Source organism: Streptomyces phaeolivaceus (assembly GCF_009184865.1).
Classification (GTDB): domain Bacteria; phylum Actinomycetota; class Actinomycetes; order Streptomycetales; family Streptomycetaceae; genus Streptomyces; species Streptomyces phaeolivaceus.
This window is the reverse complement of sequence record NZ_CP045096.1, coordinates 6162656-6187262: the sequence shown is the minus strand read 5'-3', so window position 1 is coordinate 6187262 and position 24607 is coordinate 6162656. Positions and strand designations below refer to the sequence as shown.

Annotated in this window: 23 protein-coding genes; 4 read left to right on the top strand and 19 right to left on the bottom strand. The window is 65.9% G+C overall.

The genetic code is table 11. The features are described from left to right. Positions 1-141 precede the first annotated feature (141 nt). The 3 genes from F9278_RS28730 (at position 142) to F9278_RS28720 (ending at position 2750) form a co-directional block, all read left to right on the top strand. Positions 142-828 (top strand): hypothetical protein, encoded by a 687-nt coding sequence (locus F9278_RS28730; RefSeq protein WP_226967001.1) that lies wholly within the window; start codon positions 142-144, stop codon positions 826-828. 238 nt (positions 829-1066) lie between these two features. Beyond that, positions 1067-2437, top strand: coding sequence for a WhiB family transcriptional regulator (locus F9278_RS28725; protein ID WP_226967000.1), 1371 nt, complete (start codon positions 1067-1069; stop codon positions 2435-2437). 49 nt (positions 2438-2486) lie between these two features. Then, on the top strand, positions 2487-2750 hold the full coding sequence (locus F9278_RS28720; protein WP_152170906.1) for a hypothetical protein: 264 nt from the start codon (positions 2487-2489) through the stop codon (positions 2748-2750). A 31-nt stretch (positions 2751-2781) separates the two neighbouring features. Here the strand turns inward: F9278_RS28720 and F9278_RS28715 are convergent, their stop codons facing one another. Next, complete coding sequence (locus F9278_RS28715) at positions 2782-4392, bottom strand: AAA family ATPase (RefSeq protein WP_226966999.1); 1611 nt, start codon at positions 4390-4392, stop codon at positions 2782-2784. A 721-nt stretch (positions 4393-5113) separates the two neighbouring features. On the opposite strand from F9278_RS28715, the gene F9278_RS28710 reads away from it, so the two are divergent. Next, the gene (locus F9278_RS28710; RefSeq protein WP_404818953.1) at positions 5114-5923 is read left to right on the top strand and encodes a phosphatase; all 810 of its coding nucleotides are present in this window, start codon (positions 5114-5116) and stop codon (positions 5921-5923) included. Positions 5924-5935: 12 nt separating this feature from the next. Here the strand turns inward: F9278_RS28710 and F9278_RS28705 are convergent, their stop codons facing one another. The 18 genes from F9278_RS28705 to F9278_RS28620 all read right to left on the bottom strand — a co-directional run bounded on the left by F9278_RS28705 (position 5936) and on the right by F9278_RS28620 (position 24593). Then, positions 5936-7822: a type IV secretory system conjugative DNA transfer family protein gene (locus tag F9278_RS28705; RefSeq protein WP_226966998.1), complete on the bottom strand. Its 1887-nt coding sequence runs from the start codon at positions 7820-7822 to the stop codon at positions 5936-5938. Positions 7823-7925: 103 nt separating this feature from the next. Beyond that, a complete protein-coding gene (locus F9278_RS28700; RefSeq protein WP_152170902.1) occupies positions 7926-8741 on the bottom strand; it encodes a phosphotransferase in 816 nt (271 codons plus the stop codon). Then, positions 8738-9340 (bottom strand): class I SAM-dependent DNA methyltransferase, encoded by a 603-nt coding sequence (locus F9278_RS28695; RefSeq protein WP_226966997.1) that lies wholly within the window; start codon positions 9338-9340, stop codon positions 8738-8740. Before F9278_RS28695 ends, F9278_RS28700 begins: the two co-directional genes overlap by 4 nt. A 57-nt stretch (positions 9341-9397) precedes the next feature. Next, positions 9398-10318, bottom strand: coding sequence for a DUF4915 domain-containing protein (locus F9278_RS28690; protein ID WP_152170900.1), 921 nt, complete (start codon positions 10316-10318; stop codon positions 9398-9400). Further along, positions 10309-11235: a phosphotransferase gene (locus F9278_RS28685; protein WP_193241685.1), complete on the bottom strand. Its 927-nt coding sequence runs from the start codon at positions 11233-11235 to the stop codon at positions 10309-10311. The genes F9278_RS28690 and F9278_RS28685 overlap by 10 nt, the downstream gene beginning before the upstream one ends. Positions 11236-11310: 75 nt before the next feature. Further along, complete coding sequence (locus F9278_RS28680; protein ID WP_226966996.1) at positions 11311-12327, bottom strand: methyltransferase; 1017 nt, start codon at positions 12325-12327, stop codon at positions 11311-11313. Positions 12328-12548: 221 nt separating this feature from the next. Further along, on the bottom strand, positions 12549-14537 hold the full coding sequence (locus F9278_RS28675) for an aminotransferase class III-fold pyridoxal phosphate-dependent enzyme (RefSeq protein ID WP_193241684.1): 1989 nt from the start codon (positions 14535-14537) through the stop codon (positions 12549-12551). 17 nt (positions 14538-14554) lie between these two features. Further along, positions 14555-16120, bottom strand: coding sequence for a methionine--tRNA ligase (metG, locus tag F9278_RS28670; protein WP_152170896.1), 1566 nt, complete (start codon positions 16118-16120; stop codon positions 14555-14557). Positions 16121-16225: 105 nt separating this feature from the next. Next, complete coding sequence (locus F9278_RS28665; protein WP_193241683.1) at positions 16226-16975, bottom strand: glycosyltransferase; 750 nt, start codon at positions 16973-16975, stop codon at positions 16226-16228. Then, on the bottom strand, positions 16972-17751 hold the full coding sequence (locus tag F9278_RS28660; protein WP_193241682.1) for a PIG-L deacetylase family protein: 780 nt from the start codon (positions 17749-17751) through the stop codon (positions 16972-16974). The genes F9278_RS28665 and F9278_RS28660 overlap by 4 nt, the downstream gene beginning before the upstream one ends. Then, complete coding sequence (locus F9278_RS28655; RefSeq protein WP_152170893.1) at positions 17748-18485, bottom strand: radical SAM/SPASM domain-containing protein; 738 nt, start codon at positions 18483-18485, stop codon at positions 17748-17750. The genes F9278_RS28660 and F9278_RS28655 overlap by 4 nt, the downstream gene beginning before the upstream one ends. An 11-nt stretch (positions 18486-18496) precedes the next feature. Beyond that, positions 18497-19303 (bottom strand): FkbM family methyltransferase, encoded by an 807-nt coding sequence (locus F9278_RS28650; protein ID WP_193241681.1) that lies wholly within the window; start codon positions 19301-19303, stop codon positions 18497-18499. A gap of 29 nt (positions 19304-19332) precedes the next feature. Further along, positions 19333-20253 (bottom strand): phytanoyl-CoA dioxygenase family protein, encoded by a 921-nt coding sequence (locus tag F9278_RS28645; protein WP_152170891.1) that lies wholly within the window; start codon positions 20251-20253, stop codon positions 19333-19335. Between the two features lie 28 nt (positions 20254-20281). After that, complete coding sequence (locus F9278_RS28640) at positions 20282-21439, bottom strand: hypothetical protein (RefSeq protein ID WP_152170890.1); 1158 nt, start codon at positions 21437-21439, stop codon at positions 20282-20284. Positions 21440-21506: 67 nt separating this feature from the next. Further along, positions 21507-21983 carry a hypothetical protein gene (locus F9278_RS28635; protein WP_152170889.1) on the bottom strand — a complete coding sequence of 159 codons (477 nt, stop codon included), beginning with the start codon at positions 21981-21983 and terminating at the stop codon, positions 21507-21509. After that, positions 21967-22992, bottom strand: a complete 1026-nt coding sequence (locus F9278_RS28630) for a S66 peptidase family protein (RefSeq protein ID WP_152170888.1) — start codon at positions 22990-22992, stop codon at positions 21967-21969. Before F9278_RS28630 ends, F9278_RS28635 begins: the two co-directional genes overlap by 17 nt. A 3-nt stretch (positions 22993-22995) precedes the next feature. After that, positions 22996-23745, bottom strand: a complete 750-nt coding sequence (locus F9278_RS28625) for a class I SAM-dependent DNA methyltransferase (protein WP_193241680.1) — start codon at positions 23743-23745, stop codon at positions 22996-22998. Continuing rightward, the gene (locus F9278_RS28620) at positions 23742-24593 is read right to left on the bottom strand and encodes an SAM-dependent methyltransferase (protein WP_152170886.1); all 852 of its coding nucleotides are present in this window, start codon (positions 24591-24593) and stop codon (positions 23742-23744) included. The genes F9278_RS28625 and F9278_RS28620 overlap by 4 nt, the downstream gene beginning before the upstream one ends. Positions 24594-24607: the final 14 nt, after the last annotated feature.

Sequence of the window (24607 nt, the reverse complement as noted above, 5' to 3'; positions counted from 1 at the left end):
CCCGCCCCTTCCCCCACCGTCCGTCCCTCTCCACATCGAGGAGGCACCCGTGCCCGCACTGAACACCGGCCGTACATACAGCCGTCGGGCCGAGGCGACCGTGCGTATCGGCACGGGACGCCCGGCCACCGGTGAAATCTCATGAGAACGGGGACGCGGGAACCCCGCGCCGGAGAGAAGCCGACGACGAAACCGGGCCCGGCGGGACGGCAGCGCGGGGAGAGGGGGAGTGCCTCGGCCCTGCTCCGGCGCTTCGTCCGCCAGGACCGCAACGACGCGTGGGCCGTCAGACTCCTCCCCCGTATCGCCTTCGGGTTCGCCGCCGCCTACACCCTGTTCGCGCTCGCGTCGTCGAGCGGCTCGTCCTTCGTCGCGGTCTGCGGGCTGCTCACGCTGGGACTGGCCGTCTGGTCGCTGCGGCGGCGGCGACAACTGCTGCTGGCTCTCACGTCCACGCTGCTCACCGCCGGGATGACCAGCTACTTCGCCGCGGCCGGCGAAGCGGCTCGCTGGGGCACCTCGGCGATCGTCAGCGGAGAGGCGGTGTTCGGGTACTGGGCGCTCGCCGGCATGGCGCTCCTCGGCGCCTGGATCCCGAAGAACCACCCCGGAGGACGCGGCGTCACGGTCGTGGGCGCCGATCTGATCATCGCTGTCGCGTCGGGTGTGGGGATGGTCTGGCCGGAGGCCGGCGTCCCCATCGGATTCGTCGGGGTCAGCGTGGTCCTGACTTTGCGCGGCGGCGGCGCACAGGCCGTGCGCAACGGGACGCGGAAGGCTTCCGGCAGCTGGTCCGGCCGCAAGGGCCGTACAGGCAAGGACAGTTGACGCGGCCATGAATGTCTCGATTCGCCTATGCGTGAACGAACCGGATCATTTGCATGTGCGTTGCGCACGGTTGACAGATTGCTCTAGAGTTCCTTGTGATCATAGATCATCACGGGGGATTACACACATGCGTATGGCAAGCCATACGGCACTGTTCGCACCACCTGTACCGTCCTCGCGCAAGCCCATACGGTCTCGCGTCCCCGATGCCGCGGTGTCCTGCCAGCGGCGCCCTGACGTGTTCCAGCACCCACTGCTGGAGAACGCCCGGCCCATGCCCGAGGAATCAGCGAGTCAGCGCCGTCACCACCTGGTACTTCTGCACACCGCACGCGACTTGTGCGCGTCCTGTCCACTGTGGGCCGAGTGCCTCCAGGACGCGATCGCGCACGCCGAGCCGTACGGCTACACGGCCGCGACCACCGCCGAGGACCGTCGCTGGATCCGCCGCCGACTCGGCATCGGCGACGAGAACGGGGATCTTCCCCACCGTGACACGACCCGCTCCGGCTGCACGTCCGCACCCTGGCGGCTCGCTCGCCTGCGATCACGTGTCGGCGGTTCGGTTCCGTTTCGACCTCCCGGCGATCAAGGCATTCCCGAACTGGAACAGATCCTGGACGCTTTTGACATGCTTCAGGAGCAACAGGACCGACAGCAGGACCTGTTGAAGGAGGCACAGGCGGAGGCACAGGCAGAGGCATACGCGCCGGCACCGGCGCGACCGGACATCCCGTCGAGGACGGAAGCACCGTTGGAAGGCAGGGACGAAGATCCGATGGCAGGGGTCGACTCCGGACAACGGATCGCCTTCTCGCTGGAGGACCCGGCCGAGGCCGTGCGACAGGCCGTACTGGGCCCTCTGGTGCGGTCCGCGCTGCCCGCGGTGCTCAGCGTCGAGCAGGTCGCCGCCATGCTGACAAGGGTGCCCGGCGGCGATGTCGCGCCCGAGACGCTGAACAGCATCCGCGAGCTGCGGGCGGTCATGGTGTCCATGCTGCCGGCGGACGACGGTTCCTCGGTCGGCTCGGGCGAGACCGACGAGGCGAGCGCTCCGTCCGTCCTCACCGGTTCCGTGGGCGTCAAGCTCGCGATGACCGACCCCGTGGCCGCGCTGCGACGCGACTTCCTGCGACCGCTGCTGCGTGATCTGATCCTTCCCCTCTCCAACATAGAGAAGGTGGCCACCATGCTGACGGCCACGACCGACGGGGACCGCGATCCCCGGTTGGAGACGGTCCGGACGGCGCTGCACGAGCTTCGGGCCTTCCTGCCCCGCATCGACACGAACTGCGCGCCGGTCGGCAACGGTTCCCAGTCGCTCAGCTCGCGCGGTGACGGTTCCGCGGACGCCGGGCCGCGCGATCATCCGGCGGTCACATCCAGCGTCCGTGCCGCCGTGGTGCGGACCGTGGCGACCTTCCCCGGCGCGTTCTCGGCCGGCGACGTGCTGCACCTGATGCCGCCCAGCCGGTACGGTGCCACCTCGAAGACCATCAGCAACATACTGTCCACTCTGGTCAAGTCCGGTCAGCTGGAACGTGTCTCACGGGGCACGTACGTCCGTCTCCACAACCTGGTCGACGGAAAAGAGACCACGAGCGGCTGACCCGTGCCGGAGCGGCCCCGGCCGGGAGACCGGCCGAAAGGAAGAAACGATGACTGAAGCGCCCCACCCCTCAGGCACGCCCGATGTGCAGGGCGCCCAGATACGGGTCTTCTCGCCCAACGCCGGTCTGGTCGACGGCGTTCCGGTGACCGCCCCGCCCTACGGCGACATCCAGGACGTCGTCCTCTCGATCCTCCAGCAGCGCGCCCAGCAGCTGGGGGGTCCCGCTCTGGCGGCCATCACGGACGACCGCTTCGGCAGCACGATCCATCTTCTCGTCCACCCGGACGGATCGACGGAACAGCTCGCCTGACCCGGTTCGGCCGGGTCGGGCGGCACGCCGTTCAGGGGGCGATCGCGCTGTCGTGCAGCTCCCGGTACGCGGCCGAGACGTCCGCGAGGCGTACGGTGACGATCTCCTCCCGGGTGGGTGTGTCGGAACCCCCATAGAGGTCGTACAGGCGCAGATCGCGAAGTGCCGCGGACTTCCGGCACAGTTCACGAGCGAAACGGCCGTTGCCCAGCCGATCGACGAGACCGTCGTCCACGGCCCGCTCGCAGTGGCCCCGGAGTGCCATGGCGGCATCCTCGTCGAGGACATCGCCTTGGGAGTCGAAGAAACCGTGGGAGATCCGCACGAGCTCATCGGCGGAGTACGAGGGAAAGTTCACGCGGGTCGTGAACCGTGAGGCCAGTCCGGGATTGGTGGCCAGCAGCGCGTTGATCTCGTCCGGGTAGCCGGCCAGGATGACGACCAGTCGGTCCCGGTCGTCCTCGGCACGCTTGAGCAGAACCTGCAGCGCTTCGTCACCGAAGGCGTCGCCGCCGGAATAGCCACTGTTCGACAACGCGTATGCCTCGTCGATGAACAGCAGGCCGCCCAGCGCGGAATCGATCACTTTGCTCGTCTTGATGGCCGTCTCGCCGAGATGCCGGCCGACAAGGTCGACACGTTGTGTCTCCACCACGTGTCCGCGCTCCAGCAGTCCGAGGCCGGCGAACACCTTGCCGAGCACCCGGGCCACAGTGGTCTTGCCCGTGCCCGGCGGCCCGGCGAACACGAAGTGCTGCGGCCCCGAACTGGAGGGCAGACCCTGCTCCCGTCGTACGGCGGTCATGCGCAACTGAGCGACGAGTGTGCGCAGTTGACGCTTGACCGGCTCCAGGCCGACCATGCCGTCCAGCAGCTCCATCGCCTCGCTGAGCCACAACTCCCGGGTGACGACATCGGGGGTGGCCGAAGCGCCCTTCGTGGACACCGCCTTGGGCGGCGCCTCCTGGTCCGGGGTGTCGGTGGCCGGGACGGTGACGGCCTTGGCTCGGGTGGCGACATCGGCGAGGGTGGGAAAACAGCGGAACGCGTACTGGAAATGCCGCAGTGCCTCCTCCGGCCTGTCCAGCCCGTCGAGCGCGAGGCCCCGCACATAGGCGACCTCTCCCTCGAAACGGCTCTCCTTCTCCAGGGCCTGCGGAAGCGGAGCGAGGGTGCTGATCGCCTCATGGAAGACGTGCTGCTCCACCAGGGCTCTGGCCACATAGAGTTGAGCCTCGTCCCGGAGGAACGCGTCGGTGATGTTCCGCGAGAAATGCAGGACCAGCGGCCAGTCCTGCTTCAGGAAGGCGTATCTCGTACACACGAATCGCGTCTCGTCGCAGTCCAGTTGCGCCTCCGCGATGGACTGCCACGCCTCGCCCAGCCGCCGTTCGCCCAGAAGCCCCGCCATGGTGGCGAGCCAGAGGTCACGCGCGGTCTCCAGCCGGAACGTCACATAGAAACCGAGGTCGAATTGGGACTTCAACTGCATGCTGTGCTTGGTGCGCAGAGCACCGAAGGAACCCCTGTGCTGTGACATCGCCTCTACGGCCTCCGCCTGACGATGCCCGGCGGCATGCAGTCCCAGCCAGGCGTCGGCGGCGAACGGATCGTGCTGCAGCGCCAGTTCGAAGCGCTGCACGGCCAAGTCCGTCCGACCCTGCCGCAAGAACCCGACACCTTCGATCCAGGCCCGCTCGGACTTCCTCGTGGCATACCACGACGCCCCCAACTTCGCTTCCTTTCCTTGTGGAGCACTGATTCCGGCCCTCAGGGAGCGAGTATTCCACCTCACCGGATCACCGGCATATCCATCGATTCGAGCGCCCTTCCCCACCGCCCCAGCGCGGCGTGCTGAACGCCCCGCAACTGGACAAAAACGCGGAGTCCTGGTCGTACCGGGATGACCGCCTGGTGCGAAGCCCGCGTGAAGCCCTGTCTGGCGCTCACCCGGGGACCATGGGCATGGCCTTGGTGCCACTCCTCACGCCCAGAGTGATTACCCGTGCCCAACCGCGGAATCGGCCTCTGGCAGGGGTGACCGTACCGCCCGCGTTCGCCGTCCCTCTCCTCGCCGCAGACGCCTCACCACTCGTCCGGGCCCTGCAACACCGTCCACGGCGTCGGGCATCACGCTCCGGAGCCTGCCCACCGGCCCCCTTCTCGGCACCGTCCGTGGGGAGGGCGCTCTGGGGCTGTGCACGCTCGGCCCCGCTGGTACCGGGCCTGTACGCCCCGGCCTGCACCGTACCGACCGGCCGGCGCCGCCACCCGTAGTGCACAAGTCGGCCGGCACCCGCGACGACGGTCGCACGGCCCACGCAGAGCCCCTTCGCTGTGTCCCGGTTGCGGCAGGCGCGACAATGGCCCACATGCCCATACCCAGTGCCGTGCCCAGCCGTGCCGAGCTCATCGACCACCTCGTCCGAACCCGCACCGCGGGCAACGTCGCCACTCCTCGGGAGATCAACCTTTCCCACTACCGCAAACTCGCAAGCGGCGACCGGCACATGTGGCTCGGCCTGGACCTGGGCAACCGCTGGACCGACGAACGTGACGTGCTGGCCGTCATGGTGGAGCGGTGCGGGGTGAACAGCGATCCGCAGCACCGCTCGGGGCAGGACACCATCGCACCTGAGCTGACAGTCGATGGGTTGGAGCGGATGGCGGCGGTGCTGCGGACGGCGGCCGAAGCAAGGGCACGGGTGCTGTTCGCAACGGGCCACCCGGGCGCGCTGCTGGAGGTGCACAGCGCCACGGCTTCAGCGCTGCACGCGGCAGGGTGCGAGATCGTCGAGATTCCGGACGGTCTGCACGTGGACGACCAGACCGTCGTCCAGCTCTGCGATGTAGCCATGCTGGAGCGTGCCGCCAGGCTGCGGCACACCCACTCCCCCGCCCCCATGGCGGCGATCCTGGACGGCATGGTCCGGGAAGGGCGGCCACTACCGGACCTGGTGGTCGCCGATCACGGATGGACGGGGCACGCGGGGCAATGCGGCATCGAGACGGTGGGCTACGCGGACTGCAACGATCCGGCGCTGTTTCTGGGAGAGGTGGAGGGCACGATCAAGGCGGTGGTTCCGCTGGACGACCACATCACCAACCCGAGGTTCTACGCGCCGATGACAGCTTATCTACTGGCCGCGGCGGGGCTGACGGCACAGTTCTGACGCGGGAGAGCCTCACTTCGATCCGCCGAATGCGCGGTCGTACTTCTCACACATCTCGGGGCCGATACGCGCACGCATCTCCGGGTCTTTGAACCATGGTGTCGCCGTGACCCTGAGAGGCGGGAGATTGCCGGAGAGGACGATCGCGACGTCCTGCGGCAGAGTGCGCAGGTAGTCGATCGGAGCCAGCCTGATGTCCTCGGAACCCTCGTTGATCGATATGTTGTGCTGCTCTTGATGGTGCGTAAGCCTGTACTGCGTGACCGATTGGTCTCCGATGAGCCGGGAGAGCCGGTCCAGTGTCGTGTCGTCCGAGGAGCCGGGCAGGTAGAGCCGGGTCGTGTGGTTCCCCAGGACCGTGGGGGCGCGACTGCCATAGAGCGTCCCGACCTGCGCCTCGTCCTGCCAGATCGACATGATGACGATGCCGAATCCACGGTAGGTCGCAGCCATCTTGTCGAGGGCAGGCAGCGGGGCGACGTTGGCCGCCTCTTCCAACAGGAGCAGCGGGGGGTTCACCAGGGGCCCCGCGCCCTGTCGCTGCTGCCGCTTCCGGCAGGACCGAAGGTACGACTGCGCGACCGACTGGAAGACGGGGCGGAGCATCTCCTGCTCTTCCTCGTCGCTGATGGCGTAGATGGTGCCGCCCATGTCCAGGACGTGCTCGATGTCCAGAACCCGGAGCCCGTAAGGGCTGTAGGGCTTGCCGTCGTCGTCGAACCTGATGTCCGTTGTCGGCGCCATCTGCGCCGACATGAACGGCTTCAGGATGAAGTCCGCGTTGGCGAAGATACCGGCGCGGGTCATCTTGTCGCGCCGCTGCGTTGCCGACAGCCCGCGTCGGGCCATCGCCAGGTCTTCCTTCGCGGCGGCGTCTGAGACGTTGAGCTCATACTCGTCAAAAAGACGCTCGACTTCTTCGAATTTCTGGTAGCCGATCCAGTCGGCAATATCCTGCATCGTCTTGTTGGACTTTCTGGCAATCCACAGCATGGGCCCCAGGGCTATCTGCGTGAGATTGATCCAGAAGCGCGCTTTCGCATCCGCGCTGGCGTTCTCGACCGCCGCCTCGGCCAACCACTGAGCGACTTTGTCGGCGTCGGAGTAGGTGTGAATGGCCATGAGCGGTGACCATGCGCTGAGATACTTGCGCTGGTGCTCAGGCCACTCCCCGGTGGGATCGAAGATGTAGATCGGTCGACCGAGCGTCTCGCCACGGTAGTTCAGGGTCAAGTCCGCTATGTCGCTCTTCGTCGAAGTGACGAAGATGGCGTCGGGCCAGGTCAGTATGGTCGGCACGACGTACTTCACCGTCTTCGACGAACCTGTTGGCGCGATGACCGCGACCGAGGTGTACCGCGAAGTCGCGAGCCCGACCGACGAGTTGCCCGTCATCTCGCCCAGGTAGACGCGCCCGGAGAGAGTATCCCTGTCGGGGACCACCAGCGAGGCGACTTCTGCGGGCTGCGCCCAGATCACCGATTTATCCCGTTGCTCCTTACGGACCTTGACGTGTCGTGCACGACGGCTATGAGCCAGCAAGCGAGAAATCCAGGAGACCACGAACTTCACCGCGACCCCTACCGCGATGACCAGGACACAGAAAGTCGACCAGAAGAACCAGTCGGGTCCCAGCACCGGCCGATCCTCGGCCGGCCACGCGAGCGTGCGCTCGTCCCAGTGCATGGCCAGCTGAACGGACAGCGAGAAGGACGCGGAGAACGGCTGCTCGGGCCAGGAGCCATGAGTGACCAGCGCGACAAGTCCTCCCGACACCCACGCCAGTACGCCAAGCCCCCAGGTCAGGCCCAGTAGGCAGACCACGAGCGCGCCGATCACTTCTTCCGTCGACCACGCGCGACGGGGCCCGTCGGTAAAGGACTTGCTCGTCGACCACACATAACGGGGCCTGCCAGCAGAGGGCTCACTCTTCATACTCTTGGACACTCCATCGGTACCTCTCCGTTCCAGGTGAGATGTCCCCTTGGCAGCCGTGGACCGTTCACCGCGAGTCTAGTCGCGAAGCACGCCAACGCGCCCATTCCCAGGCTCCGTTGGCCGTCCGGATCTGGTTCGGCCACGGCCACTGCGCCGCCAGTTTCTGCCGCTTGTGGGCCTCGGCATCGGCAAAGACGTCCAGTGCCTCGGCCGTCGCGTGCCTCCAGGGGCGAAACCGCGCGGCCCATTCCTCCGCCTCGTGCGGACTGTGCCCCTGCCCTATCAACCGGGGTACGAGAAGGGCGAGTTCCACCCAGTCGGCTCCCCGGCACGGCGTTGCCCAGTCGACGACATAGGCCTGGCCCTCGCTGATGATGACATTACGAGGGTTCAAATCCTTATGGACCAACGCGCGGCCGGCCATGACCTGCGGCTGCTCCGTGAGCCCTGCCCAGCGCCGCTCGACCGGCCAGGAGACATGTTCCGGGCAGGTCAGGTCCTGGAGCGCCGCCACTGCCTCCGCCAGCATGCCCAGGTCCGGCGAGCCGGGCGAGTAGTCCGCATGCCTGCCCTGCACGTACGCGAACCCAAGCACGAGCCACCCTCCGGCCCGCACCTGCCACAGCAGCCGGGGGGCGAGCCGCGTCACATAGGGATTGATCCTGGCCTCGGCGTACAGTCGCGGGGCGAACCAGCCGTCGATCAGTGTGGCCTTGGCGAAGACCCTGCCGGTCGGGGTGTCCAGGACGGCCTTGAACTCGGACCCCTCCCCGAAGTCGAGGTTCTCCACCTCCGTAACCCGTCCGGCTCTGGCTTCGACCGCTTCACGCACCTCGCCGGGCAGATCGGCCCAGCCCACACGCGCCATGGACGACGTCACGATCCATCACCCGACGTCCCGTCAAGGGAAGACGGCAGCCGACGGAACACGTCCAGCACGAACTCCTCGTCCTCGTGGTGTACGAGTCTCTCCAACTCCACTCGCGCCTCGATCGAAGAGTGCACATTGAAACCGTCGTAACCATGGCGGCGATCGGTGGCTCGGCAGTGGACCGCCACCAGATCGCCCCCGGTTTCCATCCGGTCGACCAGGGCGTCCAGCATCCGATCGAGGTCTTCGCTGGACAGGTAGTACAGAAATTCGCTCACGAGGATGAGGTCGTAAGTGTCCCCGGGAAGTTGTTCGGGCAATGTCGCCTGTCTGACTTCGACATGCGCGAACTCGCGGACAGCCGCACGGGCCTGTTCCAGAGCGCTGTCCGCGAAGTCGACGGCCAGCAGACGCGTGCAACGTGGGGCGAGCAAGCGGGTGAGTTCGCCTATCGAGCAGCCAGGCTCGAAGCAATTCCTGTAGTGCGCTTTCGGCAGTGACGCGACGGTCAACGCGTACTTCCGGCGTTCATACCACTTGGTCGCCAGACCCCAGGGATCGGAGTCCCGGGTATAGCGGCGGTCGAAGTACTCCCTGGAGAACGTCACCGATGGAGCCTCGGCGTCATCGGGTGTGCGCGTTACCACTGAGGGACCTCCACAGGTCTACAAGAGAACGATGTCGTATATCTCAGGGCCGAATTCCTTCAGTGGGATGCGGGTGACAACGGCGCCCGAGTTCACATCCACGATCCACACGGCGCAGTCATCGGCCTCGTAGTGCCCCCTCCTGTCTGCGGCACGCCCGGCGCTGGTGCCGATGCATACCAGATCGTCCGAAAGCCAGCAGACTCCACGGACATAACCATCGAGGTTGATGATGCTGCCCTTCTCAGAGCAGAATCTGCCGCTTCCGGACTCGCAGTAGTACAGGAGGCCGCCTCGTTCCGTGACGGAATGAGGATGATGAATGCCGGTGGCCAAGGGACGGTTGCCGGTCACATCGAAGATGTAGCCGTCGTGGGCATCGGCCCTGGCCCCCGTAGGTGTTTCCCCGAAGGCGGACACCACCATGTGCCCGTTGTCCAACCGGAGAAGACTGTTCATGTGGTGTGTGTCGCGCCCCACGTCGCTCGCGCGCCATGCTGTCTGCCGCCCCGGTTGCGCGCGTCCGTCGGAGAGTGGGAACCGCACCAGTTCGTCCGTCCCCGATGAGACGGCGTAGAGCTCACCGTCGACGGCAAGCACGCTGTGTCCGTCCATGACCCCTGGCAGGGGCGAGAGTTCCACCTCGTCACTGGCCCTGTCGACGGTGACCAGCGAGGTCCGGTCGTCGAAAGTCACCGCGAGGATGTGTATCCGCCCACCGCTGGTACCCAGCCCCATGTATCGCTGGAATCCGGGCGGCAGCCAAAACGGGGCCTCACGGGCGGTGGCCGTGACCGTGTCGACGACCACCAGCCTGGGAGCGACGTCGAGGCTGTTGCCATGGACGGAGACGAGGATCTCCCTCATTCGCTGACTCTCCTGTTCCTGTGCATCGTCAAGTTCGTGGTGACAGTGGCGCTGCGGGATCGTCAGTTCCATCCCGTACGGGAGCGGATCCACGCGAGAGTGGCGTCTCTTTCAAGACGCTGGAAGTCACGCAAGGCGGGGAGTCCGGGCGGTGGGGGTGCGGCGACGGCTTCGGTCCACATCCCGCACAATCCGATGAGGAAGGCGGTGACGTGGTCCGAGGGCACGGACGCGAGGAACTGGTCGCCGCGGAGAAAGCGCTCGGCGTCGCCCCCGTATGTTGCGACATTCACGAGGAAGCAGACCTTGTCCAGCCATGACGCGCCGGATGAGGCCCAGGACCAGTCGACTATGTACGTGCCCCCGTCGTGGGCCAGAACGATGTTGTCCGCACGCAGATCGAGATGCACGAGGGAGTCGCCGGCCATGGGCTCCAGCGCCGACTCGGCCGCCGCGGCCAATCGGTCGATGTTCCCTCGTTCCCAGACGGTGAGGTTCTGCGGTGTGTTCGCCAGCCGGCGATAGGCGCCGAAGCTGTGTTGAAGACGATCCGGAACGGAGGGCAAACCGGTCAGCTCACCGGCGAGTGGAGTGGTGCTCAGGCTCTGAATCGTCTCCATGAGGCGCTGAACCTCCGCAGGTCTCCAAGGAAGTTCGGGCATCCTTCCGTTGATCGCGTCGAAGACGAGGGCGATCCAGTCGCCGTCGTCATAGACATGCCTCAGACGCGGTACGGGCATTCCGTTCGGCAGTGCGGCCGAAAACAGGGCCTCGTCCCGGTACAGCCGCGGCGATACGGGATTGAGGTCGGGGTTCACTGCTTTGATGAAGTACCGGGAACCGTCGGCACAGCGCACGATGGCGGCCATACCGGGCGAGAAACCGCCGCGCTGAGTCTCCGCGGCGACAACCGGTGATCCGAGTTGGTCCTCAATGGCGAGACGAGACTTGTGCGGCAGTGCCGTCCATTCCACCCGGTTGATTGCCATGGGCGCCTGCCGCGGTGGCGGTGGCGCACTCGGCACATTCATCGCTTCGCTACCTCCGACGCTTGCGCGCGCTACTCAGCGGACGGTGAGACGCCAGAGCGACGTCACTTCGACGGCGCGTGCCTCATGGAAGGGATCGGTGCTGTCGAAGGCACGGGGAATCTTCGGCCTGGCGTCCGTCCGCGCTACGACCTTCAACCCTGCGGCATCGAAGTTCGCCAGCAGTTCGGAGCGCGGTCGCAGCCCAACGTGCTCGGCGAAGTCCGAAATGACCAGCCAGCCCTCACCGCCCGGCTCCAGGTGCGCCGCCAGACCGCTGAGGAAGCCGCTTAGCATGCGGCCTTCGGGGTCATATGTCGCGCACTCTTCGGGAGAGCCGGGCTGCCCCGGAACCCATGGCGGATTACACACCACGAGCGCCGCTCGGCCAGGGGGAAAGAGGTCCGCTCGCAGGAGTTCGACCCGGTCGGCCAGCCCCAGTCGATCCAGGTTCTCCCTCGCACAAGCCAAGGCGCGCGGCTCCTGATCTGTGGCCACGATGCGCTTGACGCCCCGGCGGGCCAGGAGCGCGGAGAGCACGCCGGTTCCCGTGCCGATGTCGAACGCCGTCGTCCGTGAGGGCAACGGTGCCTCGGCCACCAAGTCCAGGTACTCGTCCCGCCGCACTGGAGTGAACACCCCGAAATGCGGATGTATGCGGTCTCCGAGCGACGGAACCTCGAAGCCTTTACGGCGTTGATCGTGCGCCCAGAGCGCCTGCAGCACATCGCGGAGTGAGGCCACGAACGGTTCGTCTCCCGGGCCGTACGCCTCCGTGCAGGCTTGCCGCACATCGGGCGCCCCTGGCAGGGGTATGACGCTGTTCCGCTCGAACGGGATCAGCAACATGCCGAGCACATGCGCGCGTTCGGACTTCGCCTGGCGATACTGGCGGAACGCCTCGGTCGACGACCTGCTCAGGCTCACGCGCCCCAACGCATGGTCCGCCCGCAGCTTCAACTCCCCAAACAACTGGCGAGCGTTCCGGAAATCTCCTCGCCACAGCATCGCGGTGCCCTCGTGGGCCAAACGGTAGGCGTTGTCAGGTGTCATGCGGTCATCCGCGATGACCACCCGCTGGGGTGGTTCTCCGCTCTCGGAAAACCACCGAGCGGAACACTCTTCACCGGCCTCGGTCCAGCGAACGACGTGCCGCGTTGTCACCAGGGTCACTCCCTCTGACGAAGGGTGGGCGGGCTAAGGAAGAAACATGCCATACCGCGCCGGACGATACTCATGGCGTTGGTACAGGCGATATGTCGTGCGCCAGTTCATCAACCGGCCAGCGCACCGAGCGCCTCGGCCGAGGCCGACACCGCGTCATCGATCTGAGCCGAAGTATGGGTGGCGGAGATGAAGTTGACGTCACGTCGCAGCAGGAAGCCCCGACGCGCCATCTCCGCCAGGAACTGCCGGGCGATTCGATTGTGTACCGCGGAGTCGTTGTCGAAGCGCAAGCACGGCATCGGGTCGTAGCCGGTCATGATGTCGCCGAATCCCAGCCGCACCGCATGCCCGTTGACGCCCTCCCGCAACTGTCGCCCGAGCGCCGCGATGTGCCGGTAGTAGTCGGTCCGCGCATACTCCCGCAGTGCCACCTTCATGACTTCCAGGGAAAGAAGTTCACCGCCGAAGGTCGTGGAGACCCTGAGCTCGGCGAACTTGTCCATGAGATGCCGTGGACCGGCAACCGCCGCCAAGGGCATCCCGCCCGCGATCCCCTTGGAAAAGCAGAGAATATCTGCGCGTACGCCGCGGAACTGGCCGAACCCCCCAGGAGCGAGTCGAAATCCGGTGACGATCTCGTCAAGCACCAGCAGGCAACCCAACTCATCGCAGGCTGCGCGGAGTTCATCGAGGAACTCCGCACTGAGCACACGGTGGTACGGCGTGCTCAGCACAATGGCCGCGAGCTGCTCACCACGCTCACGTACCGCCGCGAGGAAGCGCACGTCGTCGTCAGGGCTGTCCAGAGTGAAGCGCTCACCGAGTCGGGCAGCGCTGACCGGGACGCCCGCGCTGGGCCCACCCAGTTGATCGTGCCAGCCATGGTACCCGGCCAAAAGGACATGATCCCGTCCGGTGAAATGCCGGGCAAGGCGCAAGGAAGCCGCGCATGCCTCCGCGCCGGTCTTGAGAAATCGGACCATCTCGGCTCCGGGCACCGCGCGTACCAGCTCTTCAGCCGCGGTGATTTCGGTTTGCGCCGGAAGCGACAGCAGCACCCCGCGGCCGAGCCGCTCCCGGATGACATTGCTCATCGCTGGATGGTCATAGCCCAGTGAGGCCGCGCCGAGCGCCATGACGAAGTCCACGTAGGCATTTCCGTCGACGTCCCACAGAATGGATCCCCGGCCGCGCTCCGCGTACACGGGGTACTCGCCGTCGGCGAAGTTCTCAGGGCGCTTCTGGAATGTCTGTGTCATGCCGGGGATCAGCCCCTCGGCCCGGGATCTCAGGCCGGCCGAACGCTTCAGCTCCAGAGGCTCGTCGCCGGATTTCCGCGTCACGCTCCCGGTCTCGGCCTCCCCCGCATGCTCCGCGGTGATGGCCTTGTAGCGGGCACGCCTGACCAGCCACTCGCGGCCCAGATCCTCGGCAACGACGTCACGCGTCCACAGCACGTTGTGCCGGTCTCTCGCCTGCTCGGCAAGGACCCTCTCGCGCACCCGCTCGTCCGGACACTGCAGGCCGTCGGTGAGCGCCAGAGCCTTCGCGACGGTCGGTGCCCACCGGTCCGTTCGATGGAGATGCGGGCACAGCGGCAGATAGTGCGCCGCCCAGCTCGACCTGTTCAGCCGGAGCAGACGGCCCGAAGTCCCGGCGACCTCCTGCACCTCGTCGGGGCGCTCGAAGGTTCCGCCTCTTGCCACATGCGAGTTCGTCAGCACGATCTGGGTACTGTCCTGCGCGTACAGATCGGAGATCAGCGCGTCCAGATCCACGGGCGCGGTGAACCTCCAGTCGTCTTCCACATGCACTCCGACCGGAGTCTTGGCATGCGCGAAAAGAAGGGACAGCGCGCCCTGCAGACCGATCTGCTTCGGTAGCCGCTCTACCACGACCTCGCGGACCTGGGGATACCGCTTCGGCAGATCATCGAGGAACCGCAAGACCTCCCCGACTTCATCCTCCTCGACTCCGTATGCGGGGTCGACGGTCACCACAACGCGGTATGAACCGCTGTACGAGACATTTTCGAAGAAGCTGCCGTACGTGGTGAGCAACGTGTCGCGGCCTACCGAAGTGGTGGTTATGTCCACCAGATCCGACATAACTGTCAGGCCACCACGTCGAGTCGGGGGAAGATCGGCAGGGGCCGCTCCATCGGCCTGCCCGCGAGGCCGTCGAGCCAGGCCGACGGCTCGACGAGGCGGTGGCTCTCCTCACCCAGCACCTTGAGGATCTTTTCGGCGGACGTCGGCAGGAAGGGCAACATCAGCAGGCCCACCTGGCGGATGGCCCCCGCGAGATACAGGAACACGGTGTCCATACGGGCGGACGCCGTCTCGTCTCCCGCGGCCACGGCCTTGGCAAGGTGCCAGGGCGCGTTGTTGTCCACATAGGCGTTCGAAGCACGAATCAGATTGCCCACGTGCGTCAGCGCGTCACGGTGGTCGTAACGGCTCATCGCCGCCTGCACCCCTTCGACACTGTCCTTGGCCTGTCGGGCAAGCCGCTTGTCATCGTCCGTCAGCTCGCCCGCGGCCTGCGGAATCACACCGTCCCGGTAACGCCCGACCATGCTGGCCACACGACTCACCAGATTTCCGAGGCCATTGGCCAGATCGGTGGTGTACCGCATGACGAGCCGCTCCTCGTTGAAATCTCCGTCCTCGATCGGCGAGAGATCCGCGAGCAACGCGTACCGCACCGCGTCGATGCCGTACTTGTCGATCACCGTCATGGGATCGATGGCGTTCCCCAGCGACTTGCTGAGCTTCTGCCCGTTGGCCGTGATGTAACCGTGCACGAACGTGTCCGTGGGCAGCGGGAGACCGGCCGACATCAGCATCGCCGGCCAGTAGACGGAGTGGAAGCGCGTGACGCCCTTGCCGAGGACGTGCGTGCGGGAGTCCGCGTCCTCCCAGTAACGCTTGTACAGGTCGTCCCCCTCGGCCCATCCCAGCGCGGTGATGTAGTTGGTGAGGGCGTCGATCCAGACGTAGATCACCTGGCTCGGATCGCCCGGTACCGGGATGCCCCAGCCCCGCGCACGATCAGTGGAACGGGAAATACTGATGTCCGCGAGGCCGGATTCGACGAAGCTCACGACTTCGTTGTAACGGCTCTTGGGAACCACCTGAAGCTCGCCGCTCCTGAGGACGTCCAGAAGCTGATCCTGATAGCGGGAGAGCCGGAAGAAGTAGTTCTCCTCACTGACCCGCTCCGGCGCAACGTGGTGCTCCGGGCACTTACCGTCCACCAGCTCGGAAGGCACGTAGAACTGCTCGCAGCCGACGCAGTACAGCCCCTCGTAGGACTTCTTGTAGATGTCCCCGCTGGCGGCGATCAATTCCCAGATCCGAGTTGCGCCCGCGATATGGCGCGGGTCGACGCTCGTCCGGATGAATTGATCCTGACTCAGCTCCAACCGTTCGATCATCTCCTGGAAGAAAACGACGTTCCGGTCGACGAGCTCCTGCGTAGGAATTCCTTCCTGCTCAGCCGCGAGAACGTTCTTCAGGCTGTTCTCGTCCGAGCCCGTGAGAAAGTAGACATCACGTCCCTGTAGGCGTTGCAAGCGCGCAAAGCAGTCTGCCTGAACGTACTCCAGCGCATGCCCGAGGTGGGGCCGGGAATTCACGTATGGAATCGTGGCCGAGATGAAACTGCTGGTGCTCACTTTGCCCTCACAACTGTCCGCAGTTCGCCGGTCGCCCGACGCTTCCCTACTGGTAGACTATCTCGCCGCTCCGCACGCCGGAGACAGGATATCCGCGCACGCGCCCTACCATCCCAGGGCGTGCAGGTCGCTCAGCAGGGGCCGTGCGAGGTCACTGAACAGGCAGTCATTACGGTGGATCCACGCTTCGTCCATCGTACGCGTGTACCGGTGACTGAAGTGGCCGTAGTGGTGCAAGATGCGGATGCCGTCCACCGGAAGGCGCTCGGTGAATACACGCTCCCAGCTCTTCCAGTGCACGGGGATGTAAGCGCCAAGATCGCCGAAGGTCACTTTTGGTGAGTGATCGCGCACGATATGTGTCCAAGTGTAGATGATGCTCTGGTGGACATCCAGATCGGCCTCCGGCATGGCCTCCAGCGCCGTCAGCATGGTGGCCAGGACGGGGTGTCCCGCCGGGAGGGCGAAGCAGCCCAAGTAGACGATCTTGCCGTCCTCGAGCAGGAGGACCTCGGGCGTTCCGCTGAGGTCACGAACAGTCAGGGTGTCGGTGTCGAGATACAACCCCCCGTACTTCTCCAGCAGGGCAAGCCGCACGAGGTCCGAGCGGTGCGCCACGAACCGCAGGCGCGGGTAGAGGCGTCGCAACTCCGGCGACACCAGCGAGCCGAGGCTCAACGGCTCCACCGTCACGCCGGGGAGTCGCTGGACTCGTTCGAAATGAACGTTGTCCACCGGCCGCTCGTCCACCACCACGACGACGTCCGCGCCCGGCGCGTGACGCGCGGCAGACGCGACGGCGAGAAAATGACTGAAGTCGAATTCCTGACCGGACCAGTAGAAGAAGATGTTCACGCCCTGCCTTCTCTTTCCGCTTCGCCGGGGGACGAGGGCGTAGGCCGCAGTCCCACCCGCCAGATCATTTCTGTTCGCAAGGGCCCGTCTAAGGCGAGGAAATGGCCGGCGTACGTGGCGAGCGGACCCAACTGTGACGCGTACGCCAGGATCGCTCGGTGCTTCACCGCCCAAGCCTCCGCCGTGAGGCGCAGAGTCCTGGCTTCTGGAAGGCCGAAATTCTCGACGACCCAGGCCATGCGTTCCCTCCACACCTCATCGGCCAGCGTTTCCGCGCCGGGCCCGCCCCAGTGGCCCGACCTGCTCGCGTAGGGCTGGTCGGCGTAGAGCCACACCTGGCCCACGCCCATCTCCGCCAGCGTCTTCAGAGCCGTGTCCCTGGTGCGGTGGTGGTCCGCGTGGCGGCAGACGCCGGCCGGGACGAGCACCAGGGTGTCCTCGGTGACATGCGCCCGCAACGCGTCCGTCAGCGCGTCGACGGACGCGGGTGCGCCATAGGCGCCGTCCGGGAGAGGCAGATGCGCGCACTCCGCACCGATGACGCCGCAGGCGACCCGGTCCTCCCGCCCTCTGGCCGACGACGCAGCGGTGGCGGATGCGAACCCGCACAGCCGATCCCAGTCGGACGGGGCGTCGTCCGAGGGAGAGCCGCCGTGCACGGTGACGACGAGGGTCCGGCCGGCCAGGTCCCCGAGCAAGCCGCCGACGGACAGCACCGCGTCGTCGAAATGCGGCGACAGGGCCACCACTCGCTCGTACGAAACGCCGGAGATCATGTGATCCGGCCGTGGCCACAGGTGGCGCATTGATCCAACGTGAAGTCGCCACGGACATTGCCCCGGTGCACCCGCAGACGCTCCTCCGAGGACCAGGCCTCCTCGATCGTCATGTCCCTCATATTCCCGAAGACCTTCTGGGCAAGGAAGTCCTCACAGCACAGGATGAGTTGGCCGTGGGCATTGATGTGCAACTCGTTCATCACCACGCCGCATGCCTCGCGGCGCTTGATCTGCATGGGGATGAGCCCGGCCCGGTTGGAGGCGTTCGCCTTGATCATCTGCGCGGTCTTGTAGCGGATCTTCGGATGGGAACCCCCGGACTCGTCGAATATCTCCTTGACACCGGGTGGCATCTTCTCGCCGTGTTGGGTGATGACGAAGGCGTCGACGGAGGGGGTGAGCTTCTCGAAGAGCTGAGGTGTGAGGAAGTCGCCGTTGGTGTAAAGGGCGATACGGGCCTTCGGCATCTCGTGCCTGGCCATCTCGAGAAGGTGCGGCATACGCGGGTCGGCCAGTGGTTCGCCGTAGTTGTGCGGGCTGAACTGCATGCAGAAGTGGTTGCGTCCCAGGTCCTGCACGATTTTGTGGAACAGGTCCTCGGGCATCTGCACCTCGTTCTTCCGCAGCCCGCGGTCGAACATGCTGTTGGGACAGTAGGTGCACCGTCGGTTGCAGTACGTGGTCGTCTCAACCTCGACGAACATGGGCTGATGGTCGGAGAAGAGTCCCATCCATGATCACCTCATTTCGCGGTATCGAGCTTGCGGGCATAGATCAGCAGGAAGTACCGGAAGTCGGCGGTGAGCCTCAGTGGAGGCACACAGGCATGGTTCCGCTCGTCGAAATGACTGACGATGTAGGTGAATCCGTACTCGTCGAGGCGACCGAGAATGCGGTGGAGCGTCTGCGGCAGTTCGTTGAATCCGTGGTACTCGATGAGGACTTGGTCCACGAGAGCGAGGCGGTCACCAAGCTCGTCGATGACGTCCCACTCGGACCCCTCGACATTGAGCTTGAGCAGCGAGACGGGTGACGACACAAAATCGCTCAGCACACGGGTCGGCACTCTCGTGAGGTGGCCTTCACGCGCCCGGACACACAGGCTTCCGGCGTCGGTTCCGGTGGCGAGGAACTCCAGTTCGTCCTCACGGTCGGCGAGGGCCACATTGTGCGCCTCCACGTTCCGTATTCCGTTGCGCTCCAAGTTCCTCGTCAATACCTCGAACAGCGCCGGATCGGGCTCGAAGGCATGGATCAGCACATCAGGGAACAGGGAGCGGAAGCGCAGCACGCTGAGCCCGAGCCAGGCGCCGCCGTCAAGGATGACGCCAGACCGCGCCAGGCCGTCGAGATCGTAGATACCGTCTCGGAACAGTAGTTCAACGGTGTACGCGAACGCCCTGGCGTGCCGGTATTCCAGCTCCCATTCGCCGAGCTGGACGATGCCCTGCGGCGGGCAGTCCGGTGCGCGAAGGCGCGTACACAGTTCTGCAATGGCCTCCGGCTCGATCGTGGTGCCGACCGCGGGTTGAAGGTACAGGTCTGACACGGACCTTCCCGTCTTGATCAGGTGGCCCTTCATGAGCCGGAAAGAATGCGCGACGGTGGAGGCTCGATCTGCTGCAGCATCTCCAGGTAGTCGAGACCGGGCGGCGTAGGTATCTGCGGAACATCTGCGGGAGTTGATATCCACCGCTGCGACGTCCACCCCTGTGTCAGCTCCGGCCAGTCGGGAGTGCGCGGCCATCCATGTGGGTGAAGGAACTCCGGACGTATCGGATCTGTGGGCAGCTGGTACCGAATGTCGGCCGACAGACGGACAGCGTCGCTGAGGTTGGCCATCGATCCATGCACCGTGAGGCTGTGGAAGACGACGATGTCACCGAGCTGGTAGTCGGCCGTGGCCCACCGCGGATCCTGGGGTTCTTCGCGCATATACAGGGGACGCGCGCCGCCCATCGTGGGGTCCGGGACCCGGAACCCCTCCCGGTGCGAGCCGGGAAGGATGCACAGTCCCTGGTGGTCGCCCGAGCAGGGCGTGAACGGGATCCAGATCGTGAGCACGTCCGTGGTGACATGAAGGACCGAGAAGTCCTGGTGCGGCCTGGTGAAGAAGCCCGCCGGACCGTCAACGGGAAACGCGACCCTGCCGACATGCGCCGGATGGCAAAAGACAGGACCGCCGATGAGCCCGGAGGTGATGTCAAGAAGAACCTGGTCATGCGCCAGCGCATGGAACGACTCGACGCTCTGCAGCGCAGCGTATCCCCCGCTCAGTGACTCGCCGGTGAACTTGCGATCGCGGGCACGCACCCGCGTCGTACCGGGTTCGTCCAGCCAGCCGACCCTGTGCAGCGCGGCCCGAAGGTCAGCGGAAACGGCTTCCACACGGGCCCGGTCGAGAGCGCCGGGCAGATAGACATAACCCTCCTCACGAAGCCGTTCCGCCAATGCATCCGGGTCGTCGCGCACTTCATTCGAATCGCGCAGCGATCTCATGTCGCTCTCCTTCCCATCACACTTGCATTCAGTAGAAGCGTCCGCCCAGAAGGACTTCGCTCCCCGGTGCTCCACATGCGTCGCAGGGCGCCCCCGTCTCGGGAACGGCCCAGCCGAAGATCTCTTCTCCGTTCGCCTCGGCGCATCTGTCACAGCGCGCGACCAGACGCCCTGCCTCCCTCAGCCCAGCCGAGAAGCGGGCGGCGGAGATCCGTCTGAGCCGGTCATCGTGTGCGGTGAGTTCGCCGTGCAGCACCCGTGACTCCGGAAGGGCGGGGAGATCTGACCGGCACAGCGGGTACCTGCGGGCCATGCGGAGAGCTTCATTTCGTACGCCGACTATGAGCGGGACACCTTGCCGGAGCAGACGTCGCTCCGCCCGCCGGCGGGCGTACGGCGGTGGTGCGGAGTGCATCGGGCGGACCCGGACCCCGGCTTGGGTTTGGGCCGTCAGCCACTTCTGGCTCTGTCGGTCCTCCTCCTCGACGAGAAGACCGACCTGCGTCTCAGCAAGGACCGAGGGGAGGACAAGCCCGAAGGCGTCCCGGTGGTGCAGGGCCACGAGAGCCAAGAGTTTTCCGGTGAACCCGACATCGATCACCTCGGAGTCAGTGGGCAGTCTGTCTCGGTAGCGGCCCGACATCACGTAGAGCGTGGCCGTGACCGTGGGCCGCCCGTCAGGCAGGCAACTGACCGTCAGATAGGTCGTCCTGCCGTAGGAGGCAAGGCTCCCGGTGCGCACCGTCATCACGGGGAGGCAGAGCATCTCGTGCAGCTGTGCGACCGCGAGCCGATGCCGCTCCAGCTCCGCAACAGCGCTCTGTTCGCTGACAAGATGCGTCACCTGGACGGCGGGCCAGATGTGCCGGTCGCGAAAGAGCGGCTGAGCCCCGCCCGGCAGCACGCGCAACAGCCCTCCGACAGCCACCAAAGGCTCGTCACCCCCGTGCTTGCGCAACAGTCCGACACTGGCCGGCATGTTGTCGGGGGCGAGCACATATGACCCGCCTGCTTCGGGGACCGTTGTCTCGTAGACATTGGTGTAGTCGCCGAAGACCTCTTTGTACTCGGCGGCGGGCATGAGGAAGGGGTGCTCAACGACGCGGGGTGTCCACCATTGTCCGAGAGCCGACTCAAAAGCCGACACCAGGCGGCGAGCAGCCCGGAGACCGGCGTCCTGCCACACCGGGATCCCCCGGCCGTAGGAGCCGGGCATCACGAACCGGGCAGCTTCCAGCGTACGAAGGTAGGCGTCACTGATCACCAAGAGCACTCCCGTCCGGGCTGTGAATTGGGTCCGAGCGCAGCAGCGCCGCGATGCGCAGCCTCACGTGATCCCACTGCTCGCTCTCCGCGACGGCTGACCGGCACGTATAGGGCTCGACTAGGCCCAGGGCCCGCTTCTGGAGGCTGTCCGCCGCGGAAGCGTCCGTGCCGAAGGCTTCGATCATGAGCAGCCGGTCGGTCTGCCCTTCCGGCAGGACCGCCCAGCCGAGCGAGAAGGCAGCGGTGAGGCCCCCGCGAAGCCATGCCCTGCTCACGGTCCGGAAGTCGGTGCCCCAGGAGCGCAGATACCACTCGCTGCCGTCCGACATCTCGGTCCGGAGCGGATAGTGAAAGCCCTGCGGGCTGCCGACCGGGAAGGACGGCACCGCGAGCAGTCGTGTGAACCCGTTCTCGCCGAGAAGCCGCGCCACGCACGCGCTGACCTCGTCATCCAACAGCGGCATCGATCACCTCGATCACGCGGCGCCCCGAGTCCAGGGCGACTCGGCACCCCAGTGGCAGGGTCGGCATGGGGTCGCAGTGGCCGGCCAGCACACCCGCGACGACGGGGAACCCGCGATCGGCGTATCGCTCGGCCAAATGCGTGTGCAGCTCACCCTCGAACTCCGGGGAAGCCCGGAACCCATGGCCCACGACCATCCCCGCCAGATCGTCCATGACGCCCAGCATCTCCAGGTGTGTCAGAAGCTGGTCGATCCTGGCGAGGGAGGTGGCGCAGGTCTCCCACAGCAGGACCGCACCGCGGAAGTCGGGCAGGTACTCGGTGCCACCCAGGATGGACAAAGTGTCGAGATTGCCGCCGAGCAGCGGTCCGGCGCCGCTTCCCCCTACGAGCCATGCCGGGGGCCGACAGGTGTTGAGCGACCGTGCTCGGCCGTCCTCGGAGTCCCAGAGCAGGAATTCGTCACTCCACTCCGTGGGCTGCCGGAACAGGCCAGCGGCGACGGGCCGGGTCAAGGTGGTGAGGAAAGAGTCCCGGGTGTACGAGAGAGGGGCCGGGAACTCTCCGAACTCCGCCATCACCGTCGGTCCGTGGAAGGTCACGACATTCGACTTGGCGACGCAGGCGAGCAACAGCGCCGTGATGTCGCTGTAGCCGACGAGGATCGTGGGCTGCTCACGGAGCGCGGTGTAGTCGACCAGTGGCAGGATCGCGTTGCACGTGTGCCCCCCGATAGTCGCGATGACCGCCCGTACATCGGGATCGCGGAGGAACTCGTTGATCTCGGCTGCACGCTCCTGCGGCGTGCCCGCGCTGTCACCGGTGCTCCAGGTCCGCGAGCCCGCTCTGACCTCGAACCCCATGTCCTTCAGGGCGTGGACCGCGCGGCCGAACCGCCCCGGCGCTACAGGGGCGCCGGGACCGGACGGGCTGACGACCCCGATGACGTCCCCCGGCCGAAGGGCCGGCGGCCGGGCAGGACGACCTGCTGCGCTCGAAGTGCCGGCCACCCCTCACCCTCCCAAGGTCTTGGTGAGGACCCACGTCTCTCTCGCCGTTTCCGGACCCGCTTGCCGCCGGCTGTAGTCGTCATAGACCTCTACGCCGGAGAACCCCGCGCTCTTCGCGAGCGACGCCATGTGGGACCGCTCGTAGGCACGTTGCCGGTGGTGCTCCTCGTACCGGGCATAGGTGCCGTCCGGCGAGCGGACGAACAACGTGATCAGGAAGTCGCAGCAGGACGTGTCCGGTTCGAACCTGTTCCGCCAGACGTACGCAAAGTCGTCCAGATCATCGCCGTAGTGCGAGGAACCGAACAGCTCGCTCAGCTTGCGGTACGAGTTGACGTCGAAGATGAAGCTGCCGCCCGGTCTCAGCACCCCATGCACCGAACGCAGGGTCTCCTGCACAGCGGCCTCGTCGCACAGGTAGTTCACGCTGTCGAAGACACAGAGAACTGCGTCGAAGGAGTTTTCGACGGGCACTTCGGGAAGTTCGGCCCGGACGAGCGGAACCGACGGGCCGAGCTTCTCCTTCGCGCGCTCCAGCATGTTCGCAGAGCGGTCCAGACCGGTGACGGCATATCCGCGCCCAGCCAGGTGCTGCAGGACGGTGCCGGTCCCGCAGCACAGCTCGAGAACGTCACGGACCTCCAACGGGCCGGAGCGCCACTCTTCTTCGACGAAGTCGCACCACTCCTCGTACTGGTTCTCCGCAGTCCACCCGTCGTAGACCTGCGCCAGGTATGTGTACGGCTCCGTCACGGCTTGTACACATGAACCATCAGGTTCACCCCGCGGTCGGCCCATCCGGGCTGCCCGTTCCTGGCAAGTTCCTGCTCCAGAGCGGCCTCGAAGCCAGCAGGGTCGTCCAACAAGCGGGAGATGTCGCTCATCTTGTCGTAGGGGTAGGTGAAGTCCTCGGGCCCGGGCTGCACGAGGCTGGTGACCCCGAAGACACCACGTACCTCGAAGCCCGCCTTCGTCGCCAGCTCCGTGAGATCGGCGGCGGAGAAAACCCGGAGCGGGGGAACGTGCGGTGCCCACTGAACGATCGAAGTCTCACCGAGCTTGCGAATCTCGTCCGGGGACGCGAGGTCCCGATTGAACTTCGAAGCAAGGGCGTTGGCCAAACCCTGGCCCATGATCAGGCCGTGCTTCCCCCGCTTGAGAGCCCGGTGCATCGTGGCGAATGCCCGGCCGGGATCGGTGTTGAAGCTGAGCATGTTGTAGATGCTGATGACACCATCGAAGGTGTCGTCGTGAATTTCCGGGGCGTCCTCGATGTCGCAGCCCAGCAGCTCGACCTTCTCGGCGAGCGCCGCGTCCTGCGCCTCTGCGAGGCTCCTCGCGGCCTGGTCCAGCATGTTGCGTGACCTGTCGGCGACGGTGACCCGCGTACCGAGCTCGCGCACACACCACTTGGCCCAGCGTCCGGTGCCACCGCCGGCGTCCAGGATGTGATCGCCCGGCTGTACGTCAAGGTGACGCCGTATCAGCTCACGTATGATCTCGTCGCAGAGCCGCCAGTACGAAGCCTTGTAGAAGTTGTCCACATTCTTGGCGTACGGCTCGAAGAACTCCTCGAACCTGTCATCGTCAATAAGAGCCATGAGCGGCGATCCTC

Bases quoted from the DNA above. Each gene is read 5' to 3' on its own strand.
- F9278_RS28620 (WP_152170886.1), bottom strand. From the start codon at position 24,593: ATGGCTCTTATTGACGATGACAGGTTCGAGGAGTTCTTCGAGCCGTAC.
- F9278_RS28690 (WP_152170900.1), bottom strand. From the start codon at position 10,318: ATGGAACTGACGATCCCGCAGCGCCACTGTCACCACGAACTTGACGAT.
- F9278_RS28685 (WP_193241685.1), bottom strand. From the start codon at position 11,235: ATGGCAATCAACCGGGTGGAATGGACGGCACTGCCGCACAAGTCTCGT.
- F9278_RS28635 (WP_152170889.1), bottom strand. From the start codon at position 21,983: ATGCCGCTGTTGGATGACGAGGTCAGCGCGTGCGTGGCGCGGCTTCTC.
- F9278_RS28720 (WP_152170906.1), top strand. From the start codon at position 2,487: ATGACTGAAGCGCCCCACCCCTCAGGCACGCCCGATGTGCAGGGCGCC.
- F9278_RS28680 (WP_226966996.1), bottom strand. From the start codon at position 12,327: ATGACACCTGACAACGCCTACCGTTTGGCCCACGAGGGCACCGCGATG.
- F9278_RS28710 (WP_404818953.1), top strand. From the start codon at position 5,114: ATGGCCCACATGCCCATACCCAGTGCCGTGCCCAGCCGTGCCGAGCTC.
- F9278_RS28655 (WP_152170893.1), bottom strand. From the start codon at position 18,485: ATGGGACTCTTCTCCGACCATCAGCCCATGTTCGTCGAGGTTGAGACG.
- F9278_RS28660 (WP_193241682.1), bottom strand. From the start codon at position 17,751: ATGATCTCCGGCGTTTCGTACGAGCGAGTGGTGGCCCTGTCGCCGCAT.
- F9278_RS28730 (WP_226967001.1), top strand. From the start codon at position 142: ATGAGAACGGGGACGCGGGAACCCCGCGCCGGAGAGAAGCCGACGACG.
- F9278_RS28645 (WP_152170891.1), bottom strand. From the start codon at position 20,253: ATGAGATCGCTGCGCGATTCGAATGAAGTGCGCGACGACCCGGATGCA.